This window comes from Acinetobacter suaedae, assembly GCF_008630915.1.
Classification (GTDB): Bacteria; Pseudomonadota; Gammaproteobacteria; order Pseudomonadales; family Moraxellaceae; genus Acinetobacter; species Acinetobacter suaedae.
The window spans coordinates 2,627,096-2,649,893 of the sequence record NZ_CP043909.1 but is presented as its reverse complement, the minus strand read 5'-3'; the positions used below and the strand labels follow the sequence as shown (position 1 = coordinate 2,649,893).

Annotated in this window: 16 protein-coding genes; 9 read left to right on the top strand and 7 right to left on the bottom strand. The window is 40.0% G+C overall.

Features of this window, described 5'->3' with window-relative positions; genetic code table 11:
• Positions 1-125 precede the first annotated feature (125 nt).
• Positions 126-1,736, top strand: coding sequence for a BCCT family transporter (locus F2A31_RS12215; protein WP_150027805.1), 1,611 nt, complete (start codon positions 126-128; stop codon positions 1,734-1,736).
• Between the two features lie 119 nt (positions 1,737-1,855).
• On the top strand, positions 1,856-3,916 hold the full coding sequence (locus F2A31_RS12210; protein WP_100833303.1) for a choline transporter: 2,061 nt from the start codon (positions 1,856-1,858) through the stop codon (positions 3,914-3,916).
• 47 nt (positions 3,917-3,963) lie between these two features.
• Here the strand turns inward: F2A31_RS12210 and F2A31_RS12205 are convergent, their stop codons facing one another.
• The 3 genes from F2A31_RS12205 to mqo form a co-directional block, all read right to left on the bottom strand.
• A complete protein-coding gene (locus F2A31_RS12205; protein WP_150026596.1) occupies positions 3,964-4,419 on the bottom strand; it encodes a hypothetical protein in 456 nt (151 codons plus the stop codon).
• Positions 4,420-4,446: 27 nt separating this feature from the next.
• Positions 4,447-5,697 carry an MFS transporter gene (locus F2A31_RS12200; protein WP_150026595.1) on the bottom strand — a complete coding sequence of 417 codons (1,251 nt, stop codon included), beginning with the start codon at positions 5,695-5,697 and terminating at the stop codon, positions 4,447-4,449.
• Positions 5,698-5,779: 82 nt separating this feature from the next.
• Positions 5,780-7,420: a malate dehydrogenase (quinone) gene (gene mqo / locus F2A31_RS12195; RefSeq protein WP_150026594.1), complete on the bottom strand. Its 1,641-nt coding sequence runs from the start codon at positions 7,418-7,420 to the stop codon at positions 5,780-5,782.
• Between the two features lie 718 nt (positions 7,421-8,138).
• On the opposite strand from mqo, the gene hppD reads away from it, so the two are divergent.
• Positions 8,139-9,194 (top strand): 4-hydroxyphenylpyruvate dioxygenase, encoded by a 1,056-nt coding sequence (gene hppD, locus F2A31_RS12190; RefSeq protein WP_150026593.1) that lies wholly within the window; start codon positions 8,139-8,141, stop codon positions 9,192-9,194.
• A 73-nt stretch (positions 9,195-9,267) separates the two neighbouring features.
• Here hppD and F2A31_RS12185 read toward each other — a convergent pair whose 3' ends face one another.
• The 4 genes from F2A31_RS12185 to fahA form a co-directional block, all read right to left on the bottom strand.
• Complete coding sequence (locus F2A31_RS12185; RefSeq protein ID WP_150026592.1) at positions 9,268-10,047, bottom strand: IclR family transcriptional regulator; 780 nt, start codon at positions 10,045-10,047, stop codon at positions 9,268-9,270.
• Between the two features lie 358 nt (positions 10,048-10,405).
• Positions 10,406-10,954, bottom strand: a complete 549-nt coding sequence (locus F2A31_RS12180) for a VOC family protein (protein WP_075316089.1) — start codon at positions 10,952-10,954, stop codon at positions 10,406-10,408.
• Between the two features lie 20 nt (positions 10,955-10,974).
• A complete protein-coding gene (maiA, locus tag F2A31_RS12175; protein WP_150026591.1) occupies positions 10,975-11,607 on the bottom strand; it encodes a maleylacetoacetate isomerase in 633 nt (210 codons plus the stop codon).
• On the bottom strand, positions 11,594-12,901 hold the full coding sequence (gene fahA, locus F2A31_RS12170) for a fumarylacetoacetase (RefSeq protein ID WP_150026590.1): 1,308 nt from the start codon (positions 12,899-12,901) through the stop codon (positions 11,594-11,596). Before fahA ends, maiA begins: the two co-directional genes overlap by 14 nt.
• 353 nt (positions 12,902-13,254) lie before the next feature.
• Here fahA and F2A31_RS12165 point away from each other — a divergent pair, with 353 nt between their 5' ends.
• The 6 genes from F2A31_RS12165 (at position 13,255) to hsdR (ending at position 22,792) form a co-directional block, all read left to right on the top strand.
• A complete protein-coding gene (locus F2A31_RS12165; RefSeq protein ID WP_150026589.1) occupies positions 13,255-14,640 on the top strand; it encodes an amino acid permease in 1,386 nt (461 codons plus the stop codon).
• A 126-nt stretch (positions 14,641-14,766) separates the two neighbouring features.
• Positions 14,767-15,981 (top strand): amino acid aminotransferase, encoded by a 1,215-nt coding sequence (locus F2A31_RS12160; protein ID WP_150026588.1) that lies wholly within the window; start codon positions 14,767-14,769, stop codon positions 15,979-15,981.
• A gap of 657 nt (positions 15,982-16,638) precedes the next feature.
• Positions 16,639-17,400: an ABC transporter ATP-binding protein gene (locus F2A31_RS12155; RefSeq protein WP_215899255.1), complete on the top strand. Its 762-nt coding sequence runs from the start codon at positions 16,639-16,641 to the stop codon at positions 17,398-17,400.
• Entirely contained in the window at positions 17,397-18,827 is a 1,431-nt protein-coding gene (locus tag F2A31_RS12150; RefSeq protein ID WP_150026587.1) for an ABC transporter permease, read from the top strand. The genes F2A31_RS12155 and F2A31_RS12150 overlap by 4 nt, the downstream gene beginning before the upstream one ends.
• The gene (locus tag F2A31_RS12145) at positions 18,824-20,167 is read left to right on the top strand and encodes a DUF3526 domain-containing protein (protein ID WP_150026586.1); all 1,344 of its coding nucleotides are present in this window, start codon (positions 18,824-18,826) and stop codon (positions 20,165-20,167) included. The genes F2A31_RS12150 and F2A31_RS12145 overlap by 4 nt, the downstream gene beginning before the upstream one ends.
• Positions 20,168-20,413: 246 nt before the next feature.
• Complete coding sequence (gene hsdR / locus F2A31_RS12140; RefSeq protein ID WP_150026585.1) at positions 20,414-22,792, top strand: EcoAI/FtnUII family type I restriction enzme subunit R; 2,379 nt, start codon at positions 20,414-20,416, stop codon at positions 22,790-22,792.
• Positions 22,793-22,798: the final 6 nt, after the last annotated feature.

Genomic DNA, 22,798 nt, shown 5'->3' with positions numbered 1-22,798 from the left:
ATCATACTTTTTATTGATTGAACGTTCAATCAATAAAAAGTATAATCTGTAAAAATCAAACAATTTTTGATTGCTTGGTCAAAAGATACAGTAATAAAAATACACCGATTGCAAGGAGCAAGATGATGGTGTCAAAAAGTAAGGATGGATTTTCTTCCGAACGTATTCGATTAAATTTATTTGTTTTTTGGAGCTCCGCAATCAGTATCGGTGTTTTTGGCCTATTGTTTGTTGGTTTTCCAGAGCAAAGCCAGTTTTGGTTGACTTATGTTCAAGAGCAAGTCAACCAGTTATTTGGCTGGTATTACATGTTAGTCATAATTTTATGTCTTGGTTTTGTTGCATGGTTGGCTTTTTCTCGGGTAGGACAGATTCCATTAGGTAAAAATCAAGATAAGCCAGAGTTCGGTTATCTGGCATGGGTATCCATGCTTTTTTCCGCGGGTATCGGTATTGCTTTACTCTATTATGGCGTTGCTGAACCCGTCGATCATTTCCTTCGTCCACCTGAAGGTGAGGGTGGGACGGTACAAGCGGCGCGTGATGCCATGATGTATAGCTTCCTGCATTGGGGGATTCATGGTTGGGTGCTGTATGCGCTGATCGGCGTAACCTTGGGTTATTTTGCGTTTCGATTAGATTTACCGTTGGCTTTGCGTTCTGCGCTTTATCCAATTTTCGGTCCTCGAATTTATGGTTGGATTGGCGATTTCGTTGATGGTTTTGGTATTTTGGCGACGGTCATTTCACTGGTGACGAATTTGGGGATTGGTGCGTTGGTGTTGGTGTCTGGAATTACCTATTTGTTGCCAGAAATTCCCAATACGCATAGTACTCTGATTGCTGTGGTATTACTGATGATGGCGGTTGCCACGATCACGACTGTGGTTGGCATTGAAAAAGGTTTGGCGTGGCTATCACGTATTAATTTACGTCTGTTATATGCTTTACTACTGTTTGTTTTCCTCGCAGGTCCAACCAATCATTTGCTCAATGGTTTGGTGCAAAATGTGGGCGATTATCTCAATAGTTTTATTGCCAAAAGTTTTGATATGTATTTATACGATCAATCGGCAAATTCGTGGTTGGGTTCGTGGACGGTATTCTATTGGGCATGGTGGATTGCTTGGGCGCCTTTTGTTGGGATGTTCATTGCACGTATTTCCAAAGGCCGTACCATTCGAGAAGTCGTCTTAGGTGTGTGCTTGATACCGCTGGGTTTTACCTTGGCATGGATTTCGATTTTTGGTAATACCGCGATTCATTTAATCTTGAATCAAAAACAGCAAGCACTGGGAGAAATGGTTTTAGCTGATCCCGCATTATCCTTATTTAAGTTCCTTGAATTTTTGCCATTCAATCCTGTTATTGCTGGGATTGTTGTTATGATTTGTTTCGTATTGTTTTTGACCCCAGTAGGTTCGGGTACACTCATGATCGCGAATCTTTCCTCGAAAGGGGGAAGTAATGAAAGTGATTCACCGATTTGGTTACGTATTTTTTGGTCTGTGGTCATCACGATCGTCAGTATTGGTCTACTTTTAGCTGGTAGTTTTGATGCAATGCAAAGTGCGGTGGTACTTTGTGGATTACCATTCTCCGTTATTCTTTTGCTTTATATGTTTGGTTTAGCCAAAGCGCTAAAACAGGATCAATATCATCCTCAACAGCCACAAGTGGTAACGGAGGAAGTTCAGCCATTACATCAGCCTACTAAAGAACCAGAAGTTATGTAATTTCGGTTGATGCACTTTATTTTTCATTTTTTATTCGGATGGATCTTTTCGCTTATGCTTTAAATAACGAAAAGATCAGGACGAATATTTTTCTTTTTTTCTCATTCCTTGAGGATTGTATGGTGACAGATAATCCAAGAGCAGTTGATGATTCATCTATTCAAACAAAAGATCAGTTAAATCGTGTGGTCTTTTATGTTTCAGCGCTCATAATTTTAATATTTTCATTAACTACGATTTTGTTTAATGATTTTGCCAATCACGTATTAAATACGGTTTTGGACTGGGTCAGTTCCACATTTAGTTGGTATTACCTACTTGCTGCAACTTTATATCTAATCTTTGTGGTGTTTATTGCTTGTTCTCGTTATGGGGATATTAAGCTGGGGCCTAAGCATTCCAAACCAGAGTTTAGCTTATTGAGCTGGTCTGCGATGTTGTTTGCGGCAGGGATCGGAACGGATTTAATGTTCTTCTCTGTGGCTGAGCCACTTTCTCATTATATGAATCCACCTGTCGGTGAAGGGCAGACCTATGAAGCTGCACGACAAGGCATGGTGTGGACATTATTTCACTATGGCTTAACAGGTTGGGGGATGTATGCCTTGGTGGGAATGGCATTGGGCTATTTCAGCTATCGCTATAATTTGCCTTTGACCATTCGTTCAGCGTTGTATCCTATTTTCGGCAACAAAATTGATGGCCCGATTGGGCATAGTGTCGATACTGCAGCCGTTATTGGTACCATTTTTGGTATTGCGACCACCTGTGGTATCGCCGTTGTTCAGATCAATTATGGTCTGCATGTTTTATTTGGCTGGCCAGAAGGTCTGTGGATTCAATCCAGTTTGATCTTGGTCGCGGTGATTGTCACCATTATTTCAGTGACAGCAGGGGTGAATAAGGGAATTAAAGTCCTGTCTGAGATCAACATTTATGCTGCCATTGGTTTGATGCTATTTGTGTTGTTCTTGGGGAATACGGAGTTTCTACTCAATGCGCTGGTACAAAACTTTGGTGACTACATTAGCCGTTTTCCAAGTTTGGCTTTAGATAGCTTTGCATTTGAACAACCAAAAGAATGGATGAATAGTTGGACCTTGTTCTTTTGGGCATGGTGGGTGGCTTGGTCGCCATTTGTAGGGCTGTTCTTGGCGCGTATTTCACGTGGTCGTACTATTCGTGAGTTTGTCTGCGGTACTTTAATTATTCCTCTACTCTTTACCATTACTTGGTTATCTATATTTGGGAATAGCGCTTTATACAATGTTATTTTTGATGGTAATAATGCTTTGGCGCAAACAGTGTTAACCGATCCTGCACATGGTTTCTATGATTTGTTGGCTCAATATCCCGGCTTTGCCTTTATTGCGGGAATCGCTACGATTACAGGACTATTATTCTATGTGACTTCTGCCGATTCAGGCGCTTTAGTACTGGGTAACTTCACCACCAAATTTTCAAATGTAGACAATGATGCACCGCGTTGGTTACGTGTGTTTTGGGCAATTGCGATTGGATTGTTAACGATTGCCATGTTGATGGCAAATGGGATCACGGCTTTACAAAGTGCCACGGTGATTATGGGACTGCCATTCAGTTTTGTGATGCTATTGGTAATGGCTGGATTGTATAAATCTTTACGTTTAGAGGATTATCGCAAAGCCAGTCGCAGTTTAAATGCTGCCCCTGTGGTGGGGAATGTCGATATTCTGAATTGGAAACAGCGACTATCACGTGTGATGCATCATCCCGGTAGCCATGAAACGCAACGTATGCTGGACAGTGTATGTAAACCTGCGGTACAGACGGTTGCGGATGAGTTAATGAAACGCGGAATGAATGTTGAAGTTACTCAGACAGAAATCGAAGATAGCGATACGCTTTACCATCTTGATTTGACGATTTATATCGAAGAAGAGCATAACTTTGTTTATCAGATCTGGCCAGTACGTTATATCGCCCCAACATTTAGTGAGCGAGGAAAACGTGGCAAGCAGCATTATTATCGTTTAGAGACTTTCTTGTATGAAGGTTCTCAGGATAATGATTTGGTTGGTTATACCAAAGAGCAAGTGATTAATGACATTCTGGATAAGTATGAGCGTCATATGACCTTCTTACATATCAATCGAATTAGTCCCGGAAATCGTCCGTTGTATCCTGACTCACAAGACTAATTTTATAAAACCCTGCTGTAATCAGCGGGGTTTTTTTTATCATCCTTTTAAAGAGCGCCGTATTGCTGCCAAGTTTCGCCTGTTTCATGTGGTGCATATTTCTCTTTTAATTCATGCAGAGATTGAGTTTGATAGAGCGCAAAGACAATCATAATCACGAATAATCCACCGAGTTTGATCAGTTTTTTATAGCGATAGTGGCTCGAATACAAATAGAAAATGCAGTAGAACGCTAAAATTAAATAAGTACAAAATAGTGAATTTAACGCTAAATAGATAAGGAGCAAAGTTGTAAATAATAAGATAATACGATTTTTTAAAGTAGTGGGATGAAAGCTGAAGATATATAAAAATAGAAAACCAATTGATGTCCAAAATAGATAACTTTGACCACCAATAATCACAATATAGGTGGATTGTAGCCAAAGTAGCATTAACCATAGAAAAATGGAAACAATAATAAATTTAGAAGCGCCTGATGAGACAGGCAATGAGTCTTTCATATGGATTAGCGTTTAAAATCAAAATTGTTAAGGGCTAAAACGAAAATTCAGTAAATCTTTAGTTTTGAGCTTGGTAAAAACAACGCAGACAAATGCCAGTGACCCTCCGATATACATCGCGGGAATTACGCTAAAAAAACGTGTTACTACACTGGATTGTAATGCACCAAGTTCATTGCTTGAGCTAACAAAGATGCCATTCATCGCAGCAACACGTCCTAGCATATTTTTCGGCGGGGTGAGTTGCAGTATCGTTTGGCGAATTACAATGTTAACACTATCACAAGCACCCATAATAATGAGAACTAACATAGAAAAATAGAGTTGTCTGGTAACTGCAAAAATTAAAGTGCAGCACGCAAATCCAGTAACGGCAATCAACATGATTCGCCAAGGTTGTGTTCGAGGTGGAAATCGGACCAAAATCACCATCATCATTAGTCCGCCAATTGCGGGTGCTGCGCGCAGCAGTCCATAGCCATCAGCACCGAGGTGTAAAACATCCTGAGCAAAAATGGGTAATAGGGCGATTATGCCACCAAAAAATACAGAGCTAAGGTCAAGAAACATTGCCCAAAAAATTATTCTAGTTTTAAAAATAAATAGCAGTGCTTCTTTTAAGCTATCTGAAATTGATTCGGGAGGTAAAACTGGAAATTGTCGGGTTTGCAAACACCATAATGCAAGACTCCCTATTGCAAACAGAACAAGGATGACGGCAAAACTTAGATCTAAACTCAGATGGGCAAGTAGAAAACCACCGATGACAGGCGCAAGGATTCCACCCGCTTGCCAGCACATACTGGTCCACGTAGCAGCATTGGTATATAGATGCTCAGGTACGACAAACGGACGCAGTGAGTTGAAGCAAGGACTATAAATTCCTCGGATACAGCCAAATAAGAATAAAATACTGAAACTAAGAACTAACAAGTGTTTTGTTGGAATAAGTTGGCTATGAAATAAATCAAAACAAAGCCATAAAGCAGCGGAAAGTGGAATCGTGAAGCTAAAACAGATTTGCAAAATACGCTGACGATTAAATCGATCTGCAATATAACCGCCCCATAACGACAGCATTAAAAAGGGTAATAGATCCATGATGCCAATTAAACCGAGCATTAAAGGATTTTTGGTGATTTGATAGAGTTGAAAAGCAATCACGACTTCCTGAATCAGTACAGCAAAAGTTAAGCAGCATTGATTTAGTGTCAGTAAACTAAAGTCACGACAACGAAAAGCAGCAAAAGCCGAAGTAGGGACAGGACGAGATGACATCAGATCGGTTGAGATTTCAAAATCAAGATAAATAAAAAAGAGGAGTCGAAACTCCTCCCTTTAGCATGTGTTACAGCAGGGCTTATTGCGCCACAGCGACAGCGTTACTTTGCTGCTTTGCAGGAACAAGTTGAGCTGGCGTTGTATAATTTAAGCCAAGTGTTGAGCTTGTATATTGGCGAATTTGATCAAGTAATACAGGGTCTGTTGCAAGGTCTTGACCATAAGAACGAACGATCTCATGCAACTTCCCATCCCATTCACCTTTGGTTTTTTCTGGGAATGCTTTTTCAAGCAAATTCAGCATGATGTAAGGTGATGTTGAAGCACCAGGAGAAGCGCCAAGTAAAGCAGTTACGGTTTTGTCTTCAGATGCAAAGATTTCTGTACCAAACTGCAACTTCGCAGGTTTACCAGGTTCCTTTTTAATGATCTGAACACGTTGACCACCTTGGCGTAAATGCCAGTCTTTTGGATCAGCTTCTGGATAGTATTTTTTCAACTCATTGAAACGATCTTCATCAGACATCAATACTTGGCTAATCAAGTATTGAACAAGGTCTGCATTTTGTAAGCCAATTGCAGTCATTGGAAGGATGTTGTTCTTGTTGGTTGATGCTAATAAGTCGAGTTGAGAACCATATTTTAGGAACTTGTTCGAATAGGTCGCAAAAGGTCCAAACAATACATATTTTTTACCATCAATATAACGGGTATCAATATGTGGCACTGACATTGGCGGTGCGCCAAGATCCGCACGGCCATAGACTTTAGCAGTATGTTTTTCAGTAATTGCAGGATTATCTGTCACAAGGAACTCACCACCCACAGGGAAGCCAGCATATTGTTTTGCTTCAGGTAAGCCAGTCATTTGTAATAATTTAATCGCTGCACCACCTGCACCAATAAATACAAAGCGGGTTTTGACATGGCTAACTTCACCTGATTTCAGGTCTTTAAATGCGACAGACCATGTGTTGTCATCATTTTTACTGATACCTGTGACTTCAGTAGAGGTTCTCAGCTTGAAGTTTGGATTTTTTTCGAGGTGGTTAACCAATTGTGTTGTAATCGCACCATAGTTCACATCTGAACCCACATCCATACGTGTTGCTGCGATTTTTTGTTGTGGATCACGACCATCCATCACCAATGGTGCCCATTGCTGTACTTCTGCTGGATCTTCAGTGATTTTCATGCCCGCAAACAACGGCTCTTGGATCATAGCTGCATAACGCTTTTCCATGAATTGCACATTATCACCCCAAACGAAGGCAATATGTGGTACTGGATTGATAAAGCTATTTGGTGTACCCAATACACCTTGTTTCACTTGATGCGCCCAAAATTGCTTTGCAATTTCGAATTGGCTTGCGACATTCACAGCTTTAGAAACGTCCATTTTACCGTCTTTTTCTTCGGTATAGTTCATTTCCATAAAGCCAGAGTGACCTGTACCTGCATTGTTAAAACCGTTTGAACTTTCTTGTGCAACCGCATCAAGACGTTCATACATGCGAACATTCCAGTCAGGTTGTAACTCATTTAGATAAGCACCCAATGTGGCACTCATAATACCGCCACCGATCAATACGACATCGACAACAGGTTCGTCACTTTTAGTTTTAATTGCCTTTGACGTAATCGGTCTAAAAAGAAAGGCAACTGCGATAACAATTAGCACAAGCAGTAGTGCTAATAAGTATTTCCAAAATTTTTTCATTCAATTTACCTTAAAAATTAAATGACGCTCTATATAAAAGCCATATATAGAGAGAAAAGATTTAAATGATGATGCATGCACTCGAGGCACATCAAGATAGGAGGGTGCCCGAATTGGGATTGGAGACAATTTTGTGAATTTTACTTTAATTTGAGTGGTTTTTTATAGTTTTAATGTTTAAAAATGTACAAATCAAGCCATTTCTAGTGTTCATTTGATGATTTATTGTTTTGTTTTCTGGTTGTTATTAAATTTATCAAATAGTGACTTGCATCACTATTTGTTGGCGAAGTTCTACAATTTTCTTGAAGTGATAGATTTTACCCTTTATCTCGACCACAAAGCGGCTTAGGATTTAAATATAGTGGATTTATACGGCAAAGCTAGCGTTAAGATCAGGGCAAAACAACGGAGCTGAAGATCAGAAGAGTAAGAACTAAATTACACATAGTATAATTAAATTATGTATTGCATAAATTTGTGGTTTCTTGTAGCATGAATTTATGTTGAGAGCCAATGATTACATTTGGCTGACTTATGGACGGAAGAAAAGGTTTCAACACGGATGCTTTTGACCTATTTATAAAAACATCGGAAACCTTTTCTAATCATGCTTGCGGTTGTTGATGGCATTTAAATGACATGTTTTAAGCATTTAGATCAATCACAAGAAAACCGAGTGTGAAACGGATGAATTTATCTAAATAAGGGAAACTAGATGGACATTTTAGATAACCCATTAGAATTATGTGGATTTGCTTTTATTGAGTTTGTATCGACGGAAAATGGATTAGATCAAATTTTTGAGACCATTGGTTTTACCAAAGTCGCAAAGCATAAGTCTAAAAAAGTTTATTTATGGCGCCAAGGCAATATCAATATCATTTTGAATTACCAGCCTGAATCTTATGCTTCTTTCTTCTTTAAAGAACATGGGCCATCAGCGTGTGCGATGGGCTTTAGAACCCGTGATGCAGCAAAAGCATTTAAGAAAGCAGTTGAGCTTGGTGCTGAGCCAATGTACTCGCAAGCGGGTCCAATGGAGCTGAATATCCCTGCGATTAAAGGCATTGGTGGCATGCCAATCTTCCTTGTGGATCGTGACATTTATGAAAATGATTTCATCTTCTTTGATGATGTCGAGAAGAATCCAAAAGGCGCTGGCTTAAATGAGATCGATCATTTGACTCACAATGTTTATAAAGGTCGTATGGAGTATTGGGCGAATTTCTATGAGAAGATTTTCAACTTCCAAGAAATTCGTTACTTTGATATCAAAGGTGAATATACGGGCTTAACCTCTAAAGCATTGACAGCTCCAGATGGCATGATTCGTATTCCTCTGAATGAAGATTCAGACAAGGGTAACGGTCAGATTGCAGAATTCCTGTCTGATTTCAATGGTGAAGGCATTCAGCACATTGCTTTTATCACCGATGACTTGATTTCAACTTGGGATAAGTTAAAAGGCTTAGGGCTTGAGTTTATGACGCCACCGCCTGAAACTTATTATGAAATGTTGAAGGAGCGTCTACCAGAGCATGGTGAGCCAACAGAAGAGCTGCAAAAGCGTGGTATTTTGTTGGATGGAAATACCAAAGACGGTCAGAAGAAATTGTTATTACAAATCTTCTCTCAAAATATGCTCGGACCTGTGTTCTTTGAGTTTATCCAACGTAAAGATGACGATGGTTTTGGTGAAGGTAACTTCAAAGCACTATTTGAATCGATTGAGCGTGATCAGATTCGCCGTGGTGTGTTAGAAACCAAATAATTCGTTTAAAGATCCAAAGCAAAAAGCCAAGAAATCAATTTCTTGGCTTTTTTTATGGGGGAAACGATTTGAATTAACGTGTCTTGATATATTGATTGATTGCTGCCACTTCTCGTTTGAAAAGTTCGAGCTTTTCGCTACCTTCATGGACTGGGAAAAACATTTCACTATCCAATGCAACGATACAAAATTCCATCGCTTGATGCGCATTGAAGATCGGTAGTCCAACTGCATTGATCCCAACCAGTAAGTCACCTTGGGCGATTGCCATTCCATTATCTAAGATATTTTCTTTGAGATTTTTGAACTCATCCCAGTTCGCAGGTTTGATCGCATAGTGATGATGTGCAGCTCTTTCCCATTCAGCATGTATCAAGGGTTGAATCACCGCTTCAGGTAGGTAAGAGGCAAAAATACGACCAGCAGCAGAGTTGACCAATGGCATGATCGAACCAACTTTGGTCACGATTGAAATTGGATGATTAGACTCAATCGACTGAACCACCAATGGGCCTTTCGGCGACCATTTGCTGATTTGAATACCACAGCCAATTTTGCTTTGTAGCTCATAAATTAAATGTTGCACCAGCTGTAGTACATCGGTATGTTGGATGCAGTTTAGACCCAACCGCCATGCTTGATCACCGAGTGCATATTGACCATCATCAAGCTGTTTGGCGTAATTCATCCGAATCAAGCTCACTAAATAGCGGTGAACCTTAGCCGGATGCATATCCAGTTTACTGGAGAGCTCTTTTAATATAATGGGTTTATTGTGTTCTAAAAGGGCATTGAGTACAGATAAACCCACCTCTAGTGATTGAACTCCACCAGATAACTTTTCTTCAATCATTCAATAAACCCTTTATACACATGATATCTAGCCGTATTCGTTTGATTTGAATAGATGGTTTCAATGTTCAACACATCATGCCTGAGCATGTTACAAAATAGAAATCACCTTTTTTAATGACTTAAATAGGTGAATTGCATAAGCATACAATGCTTTGTGTTGAGATAGTATTGTGTTTGTCGCAAAACAGACGACCAGATTTCTGTCTCAGCACAGCCAATATTCGACCATAAAAAATCGACATTGAAGCAAATCTACTCCAATGTCGATCAATCTTACATTTATACTGTGAATCGATGCATTGTTAAGACTTTTGTGATGAGATCTTTCAATGACATTCTATTCACAGTGATCATGCTTAGACGCCTAACTCTTCTTCATGCAGAAAATGAGTATGTTGAGGGGCACGTTTGGTTCGGCTCCATTCCTCTAACATTTCAGTTTTCATTTCTTCAGTAATACGTGCAATCTTGGCATCGGCATGAATATCGTTATAGGTGAGTTCTAAACGATGACCATTTGGATCAAAGAAGTAAATTGAATGGAAAATGCCATGATTGGTCACGCCAAGGACCTTTACACCATTTGCTTCAAGATGTTCTTTGGCTCTTAATAATGTGGCTTGGTCTTCAACTTCAAAGGCAATATGTTGTACCCATTGAGGGGTGTTTTCATCACGTCCCATTTCGGGCTGTGTTGGTAACTCAAAGAAGGCTAAAACATTTCCTTGACCTGCATCGAGGAATAAATGCATATAAGGATCAAAGGCTTTGGTTGAAGGGACATGATCTTCGGCAAATGCCAAAATAAAATCCATATTCAACATGGTTTTGTACCATTCCACTGTTTCTTTGGCATCTTTGCAGCGGTAGGCAACGTGGTGAATCTTTTTAATTGCAAATGTCATGATAAAGCTCCTTTTTATCTTTATTCCCAATCGGGTTGTTGTTCAGGGGCAGCTTGATGAAATGCTGGAAGCGCCATACAGTGTTGATAAATCGATTCAATTTTTGGAAATCCGCTCAAATCTACTTTAAAACGTTTGGCGTTATAGACTTGTGGGATCAAACAGCAATCGGCAAAAGTTGCTTGTGTACCAAAACAAAACTGACCATTGGATTGGCTGAGTTGTGTCTCTAAACTACGGAAACCTTCAATAATCCAATGCTGATACCAGTGATTTTTTTGAGTATCATCGAGTGCAAGTTCATGTTGTAAGTATTTCAACACTCTTAGGTTGTTGAGTGGATGGATATCACAAGCGATGGCTTGAGCAAATGCACGCACTTGAGCGCGATCAACAAGATCCTTTGGTAATAAAGCAATCGCTGGATAGGCTTCTTCCAGATATTCCAAGATACTGATGGACTGAAGTAACGGTTGATCCGCATCCACGAGGGTAGGTACCAACTGGCTCGGATTCAGTGCTTGATAATCTGCCAGTTGTTGCTCATTTTTAACCAAATGCACTGCCTGCGTGTCATAGGCAAGTGCTTTTAGGTTGAGTGCAATTCGTACCCGAAAGGCGGCTGAACTACGGAAATAGCTATACAGTTTCATAGCTCACTTCCTCAGTTTCCTGAAAGTCAAAGCGATGTGCTGCAAGAATGGTATTTTCGACTTGGCCAAAACCAATACGAATACCATCTTTTTCACAGTGACCCTTCATAATGACGCGATCACCATCTTCCAAGAAACCACGCTGCTCACCATTGGCAAGGGTAAGTGGTTTGGTGGTATTCCATGTCAGCTCAAGCAAACTACCATAAGAATCTTCTGTTGGTCCGGAGATCGTACCTGAACCCATTAGATCACCAACTTGGACATTACAACCTGCAATGGTGTGGTGAGTGAGTTGTTGTGCCATCGACCAGTACATATATTTAAAGTTGGTCTGACAGATCACATCGGCGGTTTGTGATTTCGGGCTTTGAATTTCGACACTGAGTTGAATATCGTAACTGTTGGCGATATTTTCTTGTAAATAGCTGAGAGGCTGCGGTTGTTGTACTGGACCTCTGACTTTGAAAGGTTCCAATGCATCCATAGTCACTACCCATGGTGAAATCGCGCTGGCAAAAGTTTTGGCATTAAATGGTCCTAATGGCACGTATTCCCATTGTTGGATATCACGTGCAGACCAGTCATTTAATAACACCATACCAAAAATATGATCCCAAGCATCTTCAATCGCTATGGGCTGTCCTAAGCTTGTTGGTTTACCCACGATAAATGCAGTTTCTAACTCAAAATCGAGTTTACGTGTTGCAGAGAAAACTGGACGCTCGCTATTCGGTAATTTGATTTGTCCAGATGGACGGACAATATCAGTACCACTCACAATCACAGAACTGGCACGACCGTTATAACCGACTGGTAACTCACTCCAGTTAGGTAATAGGGCATTCTTTGGGTCTCTGAACATGGTACCGACATTGGTGGCATGTTCTTTAGATGAATAAAAATCGGTATAACCTGGAACATGGATTGGTAAGTGTAAAGTTACCGCATTTTGTGGACGTAAAACTAAAGTACGTAGTTCCGCATTGTCACGCAGGGTTGGGTTGTTGGCAGACAACAAGTTTTGTAAGGTCTGACGCACGTATTGCCAGTTGTGTTTACCTGATTCGATAAAAGCGTTCAGTGTTGGCTGATTGAAATAATCTTGATTTCCTTCAATTTTTAATAAGCCATGTGCTGTTAAGGCTGCAAGGTCAAGTACCCAGTCACCAATTGCCACACCCACACGTTTATGTGTTGGGTTGCTTTCACTAAAAATTCCATAAGGCAAATTATGAATTGTGAAATCAGATTGTGAGTCAATCTCAAGAAAAGAGGTTAAATGCTGTGTCATGAGTTTGCCTTCCTTGTCTTAATTTTGTCTGGATTTACCATAAATATTTTTGAGTCTTGATTAGATGTTTGAAAAACAAGGCTAAATTTAAAAATCACCGTGCTTGTTATGCTTCATCAAGGCTCTGAACCGTAGCTGATCATTTCTATCATACTGAAAATAATTAATTACGCAATACATAATTTAATTACATATTTCATAATTGTTGTTATTTGTTGAATTTTCTGTTTATATGCGCGGTTATGAGAAAAGTGAATCAATTATTTTTTGATCAACACTAGGCATTTCTGATTAATTTATGATATACGTAATTTTGGATAAGAAAATTACGTGACAAGGATGAGAATAATCATATGTCAAATCAACAGCAAGGAAACCTGAAACACGGTTTGAGCAATCGGCACATCCAGCTTATCGCGCTAGGTGGGGCAATTGGTACAGGGTTATTTCTCGGTATCTCTCAATCGATTAAGCTCGCAGGTCCGTCCGTCATCTTGGGTTATGCAATCGCAGGATTTATTGCATTCATGATGATGCGACAGTTAGGTGAAATGGTGGTTCAAGAGCCAGTGAGTGGTTCTTTTAGTCATTTTGCACACAAATATTGGGGTTCATTTGCTGGCTTTATGTCAGGCTGGAATTATTGGGTACTCAATATTCTGGTCTGTATGGCAGAGCTGACTGCAATTGGACTCTATATTCAATATTGGTGGCCCGAGATTCCAACATGGGCATCCGCATTGGCGTTTTTCCTGTTAATTAACGGTATCAACTTATTACATGTCAAACTCTTTGGCGAAATGGAGTTTTGGTTCTCTATCGTCAAAATTTTAGCCATTTTAGCCATGATTGGCTTCGGTTCTTATTTGTTGGCAACAGGTACAGCTGGTCCACAAGCGGGGATTAGTAATCTTTGGGCATTGGGTGGTTTCTTCCCATTTGGTGTTGAAGGACTAATCATGGCGATGGCGGTGATTATCTTTGCTTTCGGTGGAATTGAATTGTTTGGTATTACGGCAGCAGAAGCGCGTGATCCAGATAAAACTTTACCTAAAGCCGTTAACCAAATTATTTACCGTATTCTGATTTTTTATATCGCTACGTTATTTATTCTGTTTGCATTGTTCCCTTGGAACCAAATGGCAGAAGGCGGTAGTCCTTTTGTGATGGTATTTGCTTCTTTGGACAGCCACGGTGTAGCGACGATGCTGAACTTCGTCATTTTGACTGCTGCTGTTTCGGTATATAACGGTACAAGTTATTGTAGCAGCCGTATGTTGTTAGGTTTGGCTCAGCAGGGCAATGCTCCAAAATTCTTAAAGCAGATCAATAAACGTGGTATTCCAACCAATGCGGTATTGGTCTCTGCTTTTGTGACAGTGTTATGTGTAGTGATCAACTACCTATTCCCACAAAAAGCCTTTGCGTTATTGATGATGTTGGTTGTCGCTGCGATTGTCATTAACTGGATCGTGATTTCATGGACCCATCTCAAGTTCCGTAAAGCGATGCAGACACAAAGACAGACCACTAAATTCCCAAGCATTGCTTATCCATTTAGTAACTATCTGTGTATTGTCTTTATGCTGGGTATTTTAGTCGTGATGTCGCTTTCACCAGATATGCGTATCGCTGTGATGATGATTCCTGCATGGATTCTCTGTCTCATGTTGGCCTATGCTGTGAAGTTACGAAAATTGAAAAATGCTCAACCTAGCGTTGCTTTAGGTACGGATTAATTTCTAATATTTTTGAAAGTCTTTCTCAATAGGGCTGAGTCATACTCAGTCCTATATTTTTATTGATCAATTGAATGAAGAACCTCATGTGCATGAGTGTGATTCAATAAAAGGATGAATTGTTTAATGTTTCAACATATCCCACCTTATGCAGGCGATCCAATCCTCTCGTTAATGGAACAGTTTAATGCTGATTCACGCGCTGAAAAGGTTAATTTAAGTATTGGTTTGTATTACAACGAGGACAGTATCGTTCCACAGCTCGATACCATTATCGAAGCGCAAAAACGTATTGCACCTAAAAATACTCAAACCAAACTTTATCTTCCAATGGAAGGTTTTAAACCTTACCGTGATGCGATTCAGGCGTTGTTGTTTGGTGCAAATAGCCCTGCAATTCAACAAGGTCGTGTTGCAACCATCCAAACTCTTGGTGGTTCAGGTGCATTAAAAGTTGGTGCAGATTTCTTAAAAACTTACTTCCCAAATTCAGAAGTGTGGGTGAGCCAACCAACATGGGACAACCATGTGGCAATCTTTAACGGTGCTGGCATCAAGAGCAACTTCTACCCATACTTCGATGCAGAAACACGTGGCGTTGATTTTGATGGCATGTTATCAACACTAAAAACGTTGCCAGAACAAAGCATCGTGTTATTACACCCATGCTGCCACAACCCGACAGGTGCGGATTTAAATCCAGCACAGTGGGATCAAGTGATTGCGGTATTAAAAGAGCGTAACCTCATCCCATTCCTCGACATCGCTTACCAAGGCTTTGGCGATGGTATGGAGCAAGATGCTTATGCAATTCGTGCTTTAGACCAAGCAGGTTTGAACTTCATCGTCAGCAACTCATTCTCTAAAATCTTCTCACTTTATGGTGAGCGTGTTGGTGGTTTAACTTTCGTATGTGACGATGCTGAAGCAGCACAATGCACATTCGGTCAATTAAAAGCAACAGTACGTCGTATCTACTCTAGCCCACCAACAACTGGTGCATGGTTGGTTGATCAAGTATTAAATGACGCTGATCTGAATCAACAATGGCAAGGCGAAGTGAAAGAGATGCGCGAGCGTATTATCAAAATGCGTAGCATCTTAAAAGATGAGTTGACTAAAGCACTTCCTGACCGTGATTTTAGCTACCTTGTAAACCAAAAAGGCATGTTCAGCTACACAGGTTTGACAGGCGAGCAAGTCGACACCTTACGTGAAGAATATGCCATTTACCTTGTGCGCAGTGGTCGTATCTGCGTTGCAGGTCTCAACATGAACAATGTGTATAAAGTTGCCAAAGCGATGGCTGAAGTTCTGGCGAAATCGGCTATAACAGCTTGAATAGATCAAAAAAATAGAGCCTGATGGCTCTATTTTTTTTATGGGTTAATGTCGTGGAACCTATGCGTAAAAAAGAGAACCAGTAAGAAAACAATAAAACTTTTGAAACGAACATTTTTATATCAAGCATTCAATTTCTATATTAACAGAATTAAATTTTATGTTATAAATCCACCAATTGTTATGTTATAATGTATCATTTAATCTTCTATCTCATTGTTTCGATGAAGTGATCATTCTGGAATTACAAGATCATTGAAACTGTTTAAGCCTATAGGGTTGTGTGCCTTAGATATTGATATTTTATGAATTTTATCTATACACACGCAGATAAGACAGCGTATCGAGATCAATTCGAAAATGTGAACCACTTTGAACAAATGAACAATAGGTTAAAAGACCAGTATTGATAATAAATCGAACAATAAAGCATCGCATTATTTTGTTGAAAATCTAATAAAAGCTGAGGCTTATGCCATAACCGCTAGAAGGGAGGAGTAAGTCTTTTATGGAGCGGCAATAGATTTTGAAATGGGGCTGAATGATCAGTTTTAAAACGAAATATGGATCATAAAGAGGTTGATCAATCCTTTATGCCATTGGTCTGTAACTATCCAGTGTGAGTTTCGCACTTTTGATTGAAAAAAAGGGTTCCGTGTGAATATAGATAAACTTAAGCGACCTTCTACAATCACTGCTCCCAGTGATTATGTGTTAGAGGCTAGTGCGGTTGTTGCTGGTTATGGCAACAAAACGATTCTGCAACGACTAGATTTACATATCTTACCTGGTGAAATTTATGCATTGCTTGGTGCTAATGGTGCTGGTAAGACCACAACACTAAGCCTTTTTCTTGGTTTCTTAGCACCTCAAACGGGACGAGTACGTGTACAGGGGGTTGATCCGATTACACAAGCTGCTGAAGCTCGACGCAATATTGCTTATATTCCAGAAAATGTTGCACTGTATGAGCATTTGAGTGCACGGGAAAATGTTGCTTATTTACTTGATTTAGCGGATCAAAATGTAAGTCAGGATACTATTGACCAAGCATTGGCGGCAGCAGGATTGGCTCAAGATGCTTTTGATCGCCGTGTTGGTGGGTTTTCTAAAGGCATGCGTCAAAAAGTTGCGATTGCTTTAGCTTTAGCGCGTAAGGTACCAGCATTGCTATTGGATGAGCCGACTTCTGGACTTGATCCGCAGGCAACGACTGAATTTAACCGATTATTAGGTGTGTTACGTGAACAAGGCGTTGCTATTTTAATGGTTACGCACGACTTGCTCAGTGCGGCTGATGTTGCGGATCGTATTGGCTTCTTGGATGCAGGACGTTTGGTTGAAGAGGTGGCTGCAACAGGTGTTGATCGCTTTGATGTACGTGCATTGCACCGTCGTTATGCAGGATATGAGCTATGAGTGTTGTGAAGCGAATCGCCCGCGAAGAATGGCGTTATTTGTTTCGAAACCGAGTTGCTGTTTTTGGTTTGTTATTACTCTTGGTCTTAATGTTGGTCGCAACATTTAATGCTTGGGAACATCAAAATCAAACCAATGCTGAGCGAGCGCATTATCAGGCACAGGTTAATCATGAGTTTGAAGCCCAACCTGATCGCCATCCCCACCGAATGGTTCATTATGGACATTTCGTATTTCGACCACTCAATCCGTTGGCCGCATTTGATACTGGTATTGATGCTTATACCGGTAATACGTTGTTTTTAGAAGGGCATCGGCAGAATAGTGCAAACTTTGGTGATGTACGCCAATCCTCTTTGTTATTACGTTTTGGTCAGTTGACTCCTGCTTTTGTTCTACAAGTGTTGGCACCACTGTTATTAATTTTCGTTGGCCATTCAGGGGTGGTACGTGAACGTGAATCCGGCACCTTGCGGGTTTTATTGGCACAAGGGGTGAGCGGTCGGCAACTGGTTATGGGTAAGTTGCTGGCACTTACTGGTTTTGCTGGATTGATCATTTTACCTGCACTTTTAGCTTTAGGCTGGATGGCGATGAGTGGGCAGACATTATGGTCATTTGTGTTGTGGCTTTCGGCAGGTTATATCATCTGGTTGCTGATATGGACTTTTGCTGTTGTATTGATGTCTAGCTTATTCGCACGTACCCGTGATGTGCTTTTAGCGATGCTAGCAGTTTGGGCTGTAATGGTCATTTTATTACCACGCTGGATACCCGATATTGTCAATACAACCATCGAGCTTCCAACCCGTATGGAAAATGAAATTAATGCACAACGTGAATATCGAGCATTAGGTGATGCACATAATCCAGATGATCCGAAGTTCACTGAGTTCCGGGATAAAGTGTTAAAAGAATATGGTGTTACACGTATTGAGGATTTGCCAGTCAATTTTAAAGGCTTAGTCGGTATGGAGAGTGAACGTCAATCTACAGAATTGTTTAACCGCTATGCAACAGCAACACTTGACTTGCAAGCACAACAAAACCAAATCGTTGATCGGTTTGGATGGCTCAGCCCAACATTGGCATTACGTCGTCTTTCGATGACAGCTTCAGGCACAGATTTAGATAATTTCCGTCGTTTCTTAGAGCAAGGAGAGCATTACCGTTACGACTTGATTCAAGGATTGAATCGGCTTCAAGCAGAAGCGTTAAGTTATGCGGATGATACGGATAAAAATAAGGAAAATCGTATTGATCACAAGCATTGGCAGTCTTTCCCAACATTTGAGTTTAAACCTAGAACAGTCTCTGAAACTAGGCAACAAATTGTACCTGCTGGCAGTATTTTATTGCTGTGGTTAGTCGCTCTCGCTATTGCCACATGGTTCCAAGCTAGCCGACTCGGGAGAATTGTACGATGAAATGGTTTATACATGAATGGCGTTTGTTTCAACGATCAACTCTCTCTGTCGTGGCCATTCTCTTACTATTGGCTCTGACAACCATGTCGGTATGGTCTGGCTTAAAAGAAGTTGAACGGCAACACCAGACAATTGAACATTTAGCTTCTATTCATGAACAAGATGTAGCAGCCATAGCAGATCAATATGCCGATGCAGGCGATGTTGGTTATCCAGCGTATTATACTTTTCATAATACTTGGGATGCACCATCTGATGCTGCTTTTTTAGCGTTGGGATTACGCGATGCAGCGCCTTATGTGTTGCGAGTGCGGGCTTTGGGTTTACAGGCACAGTTATATGAAGGAGAAGTATTCAATCCTGAATTGGCATTGTCGGGTCGATTTGATTTTGCATTTGTACTGATTTATCTGGTTCCTTTATTTGTGATCGCACTGTTACATGATCTGATCTCTGTAGAACATCAGTCTGGTCGCTTAGGTTTATTGCTCTCACTACCTGATGGAACACGTATTTGGCGACGTCGTGTTGCATTGCGATATGGTCTGCTTTTAACTTGCTTGGTTGTACCTGTGTTAATTGGTGCAGTTGTTGCGGGTACTGCATGGACGACGGTGAGTATGGTTGTATTCGTCGCGGCAAGTTATTTGGCTTTTTGGGTTGGACTTGCATTACTTGTTGCTACACGTGGTTGGCGCTCAGTAACCAATGCTACTGCATTGATGGGAGCTTGGGTGATGTTGACGTTAGTGCTCCCAACATTAGCGAATGTTGCTTTGGTTCGTACTATTCCTGTCCATCAAGGGGTAGATTTAATGCTAGCACAACGTCAGATCGTGCATGGCGCTTGGGAAGTTCCACGCGAACGAACCATGCAACGCTTTTTCGAGAGTCATCCTGAGTGGAAAGATACTGCGCCGTTGGCAAAAGGCTTTCAATGGAAATGGTATTTTGCTTTTCATCAAGTAGGGGATGAGAGTGTGGCTGGACAAGCACAGCAATATCGTGAAGGTTTGTTGAAACGTCAGGCATGGACTGATCGTATTGGATGGTTCTTGCCGGGTGTTGGTGCGCAAGTTGCCTTACATCAATTTGCAAATACCGATCTACCTGCGCAATTGCACTATCAGGATCAGATTGCAAATTACCATAAACAGATTCGAACGTATTATTACCCTTATTTGTTTAATGATTTGGAATTTAATTCTGCTAAGTTTGATGCACGACCTGTGTTTAAACCTGATTCGCATGATGCTGGATCAATCCATATGCATACTTGGATGATGTTAATGCTTTGTTGGTTGATCGCAGGGTTGGGGATAAGAAGTATCTACAATTGATAATTTGTAGGATAGATAGCGTAGTAGGTCATGTCGTGATCTTGCAAACTTCGAATCCAATTGTTGACGTAAAAAAATAGAGCCTGATGGCTCTATTTTTTATAATAAATATTCGGTAAAAGACTGATGGTTTGATATTTATATTGGTTAATATCTATTTTGTCATAGGCATTGATTATTGATTAACTATCAAAACTTTGCAAAATTCTTTATTCTAATTATAAAGATCAAATATATGGCTTTAGAATGGATAAGAAGAAACTATCTGAACGAGATATATGTAGTAAATTTATCAACCCTGCCTTAGAACAAGCAGGATGGACTGCACATCAAATCCGTGAAGAAGTGACTTTTACCAATGGTCAAATCATGGTGCGTGGAAAACTACATACTCGTGGTGAGCGTAAACGTGCTGATTATGTTCTTTATTACAAGAAAAATATTCCTTTAGCGATCATTGAAGCTAAAGATAATAATCATAGTCTAGGGGCTGGTATGCAGCAGGCTTTAGCCTATGCTGATTGCTTACAAGTACCTTTTGTTTTTTCAAGTAATGGTGATGGCTTCTTATTCCATGACCAAACGGGATTATTTGGAAAAGTTGAACAAGAACTAGGATTGGAAGAGTTTCCCTCTCCTGAACGTTTATGGAAACTGTATGAACAATATAATGGTTTGACTACCCCTGAATCGAAGAAAATCGTTGAATATCCTTACTATGATGATGGTTCTGGAAATATTCCTCGTTACTACCAAGTTAATGCAATCAATAAAACGATAGAAGCGATTGCTCGGGGGCAAAATCGTATTTTACTTGTTATGGCAACAGGTACGGGGAAAACTTATACAGCTTTTCAAATCATATGGCGTTTATGGAAGTCAGGTGCAAAGAAACGGATTTTATTTTTGGCAGACCGGAATATTTTAGTCGACCAAACTAAAAATAAAGATTTTAAACCCTTTGGTCAGCACATGACTAAAATATCAAATCGTATGATTGATAAAAGTTATGAGATTTATCTTTCTCTTTATCAAGCAGTAACTGGTTCAGAAGAAGAAAAGAACATCTACAAGCAGTTTAGTCCTGAGTTCTTTGACTTAATTGTGATTGATGAATGTCATCGTGGAAGTGCTAAAGAAGATTCATCATGGCGTGAAATTTTAGAATACTTTAGTTCAGCTACCCATGTTGGTTTAACAGCGACTCCAAAAGAAACCAAAGATACTTCAAACATTACTTATTTTGGTGATCCAGTTTATACCTATACGTTGAAACAAGGGATTCAAGATGGTTTCCTTGCACCTTATAAAGTTGTGCGTATCGATATAGATAAAGACCTACAAGGATGGCGACCAGAAAAAGGCAAAAAGGATCAGCATGGCAACGAAATTACTGATCGCATATATAACCTTAAAGATATGGATAAAGGGCTTGTTTTAAAGAAGCGTACAGAACTTGTCGCTCAAAAAATTACAGAGTTTTTGGTGAATACTGATCCTTACGCCAAGACAATTGTGTTCTGTGATGATATTGATCATGCAGAGCGTATGCGACAAGCTTTAGCTAATTTGAACCCTGAACGAATCAAAGAAAATCGTAAATTTGTCATGCGTATTACTGGTGATGATAAAGAGGGTAAAGCTGAACTAGATAACTTTATTAATCCTGAGGAACGTTATCCTGTCATAGCAACAACGTCTAAACTGATGACTACAGGCGTGGATTCACAAACGTGTAAATTGATTGTGCTTGATCAGCATATTAAATCCATGACTGAGTTTAAACAGATGATTGGTCGTGGTACACGTATCAATGAAGAGTTTGGAAAAACTTGGTTTACGATTATGGATTTCAAAAAGGCGACAGAACTTTTTAGTGATCCAGCTTTTGACGGTGAACCTGTTGTCATTTATGAGCCTAAACCAGATGAACCTGTAGTACCACCTGATGAGCCAGATATTGGAGATGAAGGTGATGATACAGATTATCCTGATGATGATTCAACAACAGGTGGTACTTCTGATGGTGACGATACTGGTGGGGGTGATGGCGAGCCACCAAGAAAATTCTATGTAAATGATGTTGCTGTTAATGTGATTGGAGAGCGAGTTCAGTTTTATGATAACGATGGAAAATTAGTGACTGAATCTCTGAAAGATTATACTCGTCAGCATATTTTAAAAGACTATGAATCTTTAGATGCATTTTTAAGAAAATGGAAAGGCGCTGATAAGAAGTCACTCATAATTGATGAGTTCAAAAAGCAGGGTGTAATTTTTGAAGCATTAGAGGATGAGGTTGGCAAAGATTTTGATCCATTCGATATGATTTGCCACATTGCTTTCGATCAGCCTGCATTAACTAAAAAAGAACGTGCGAATAATGTGCGTAAACGTAACTATTTCACTAAATATAATGATCAGGCTCGTCAGGTATTAGATGCATTACTAGATAAATATGCAGATCAAGGTATTGAGCCAATTGAAGATGTAAAGATTTTACAAATTCCTCCGTTTAACCAAATGGGATCAATCATTGAAATTATTCAGTCATTTGGGTCGGTTGAAGCGTATACAAATGCTTTAAAAGAATTGGAAGATCACTTATATGATGATGCATCTTAACAGCCT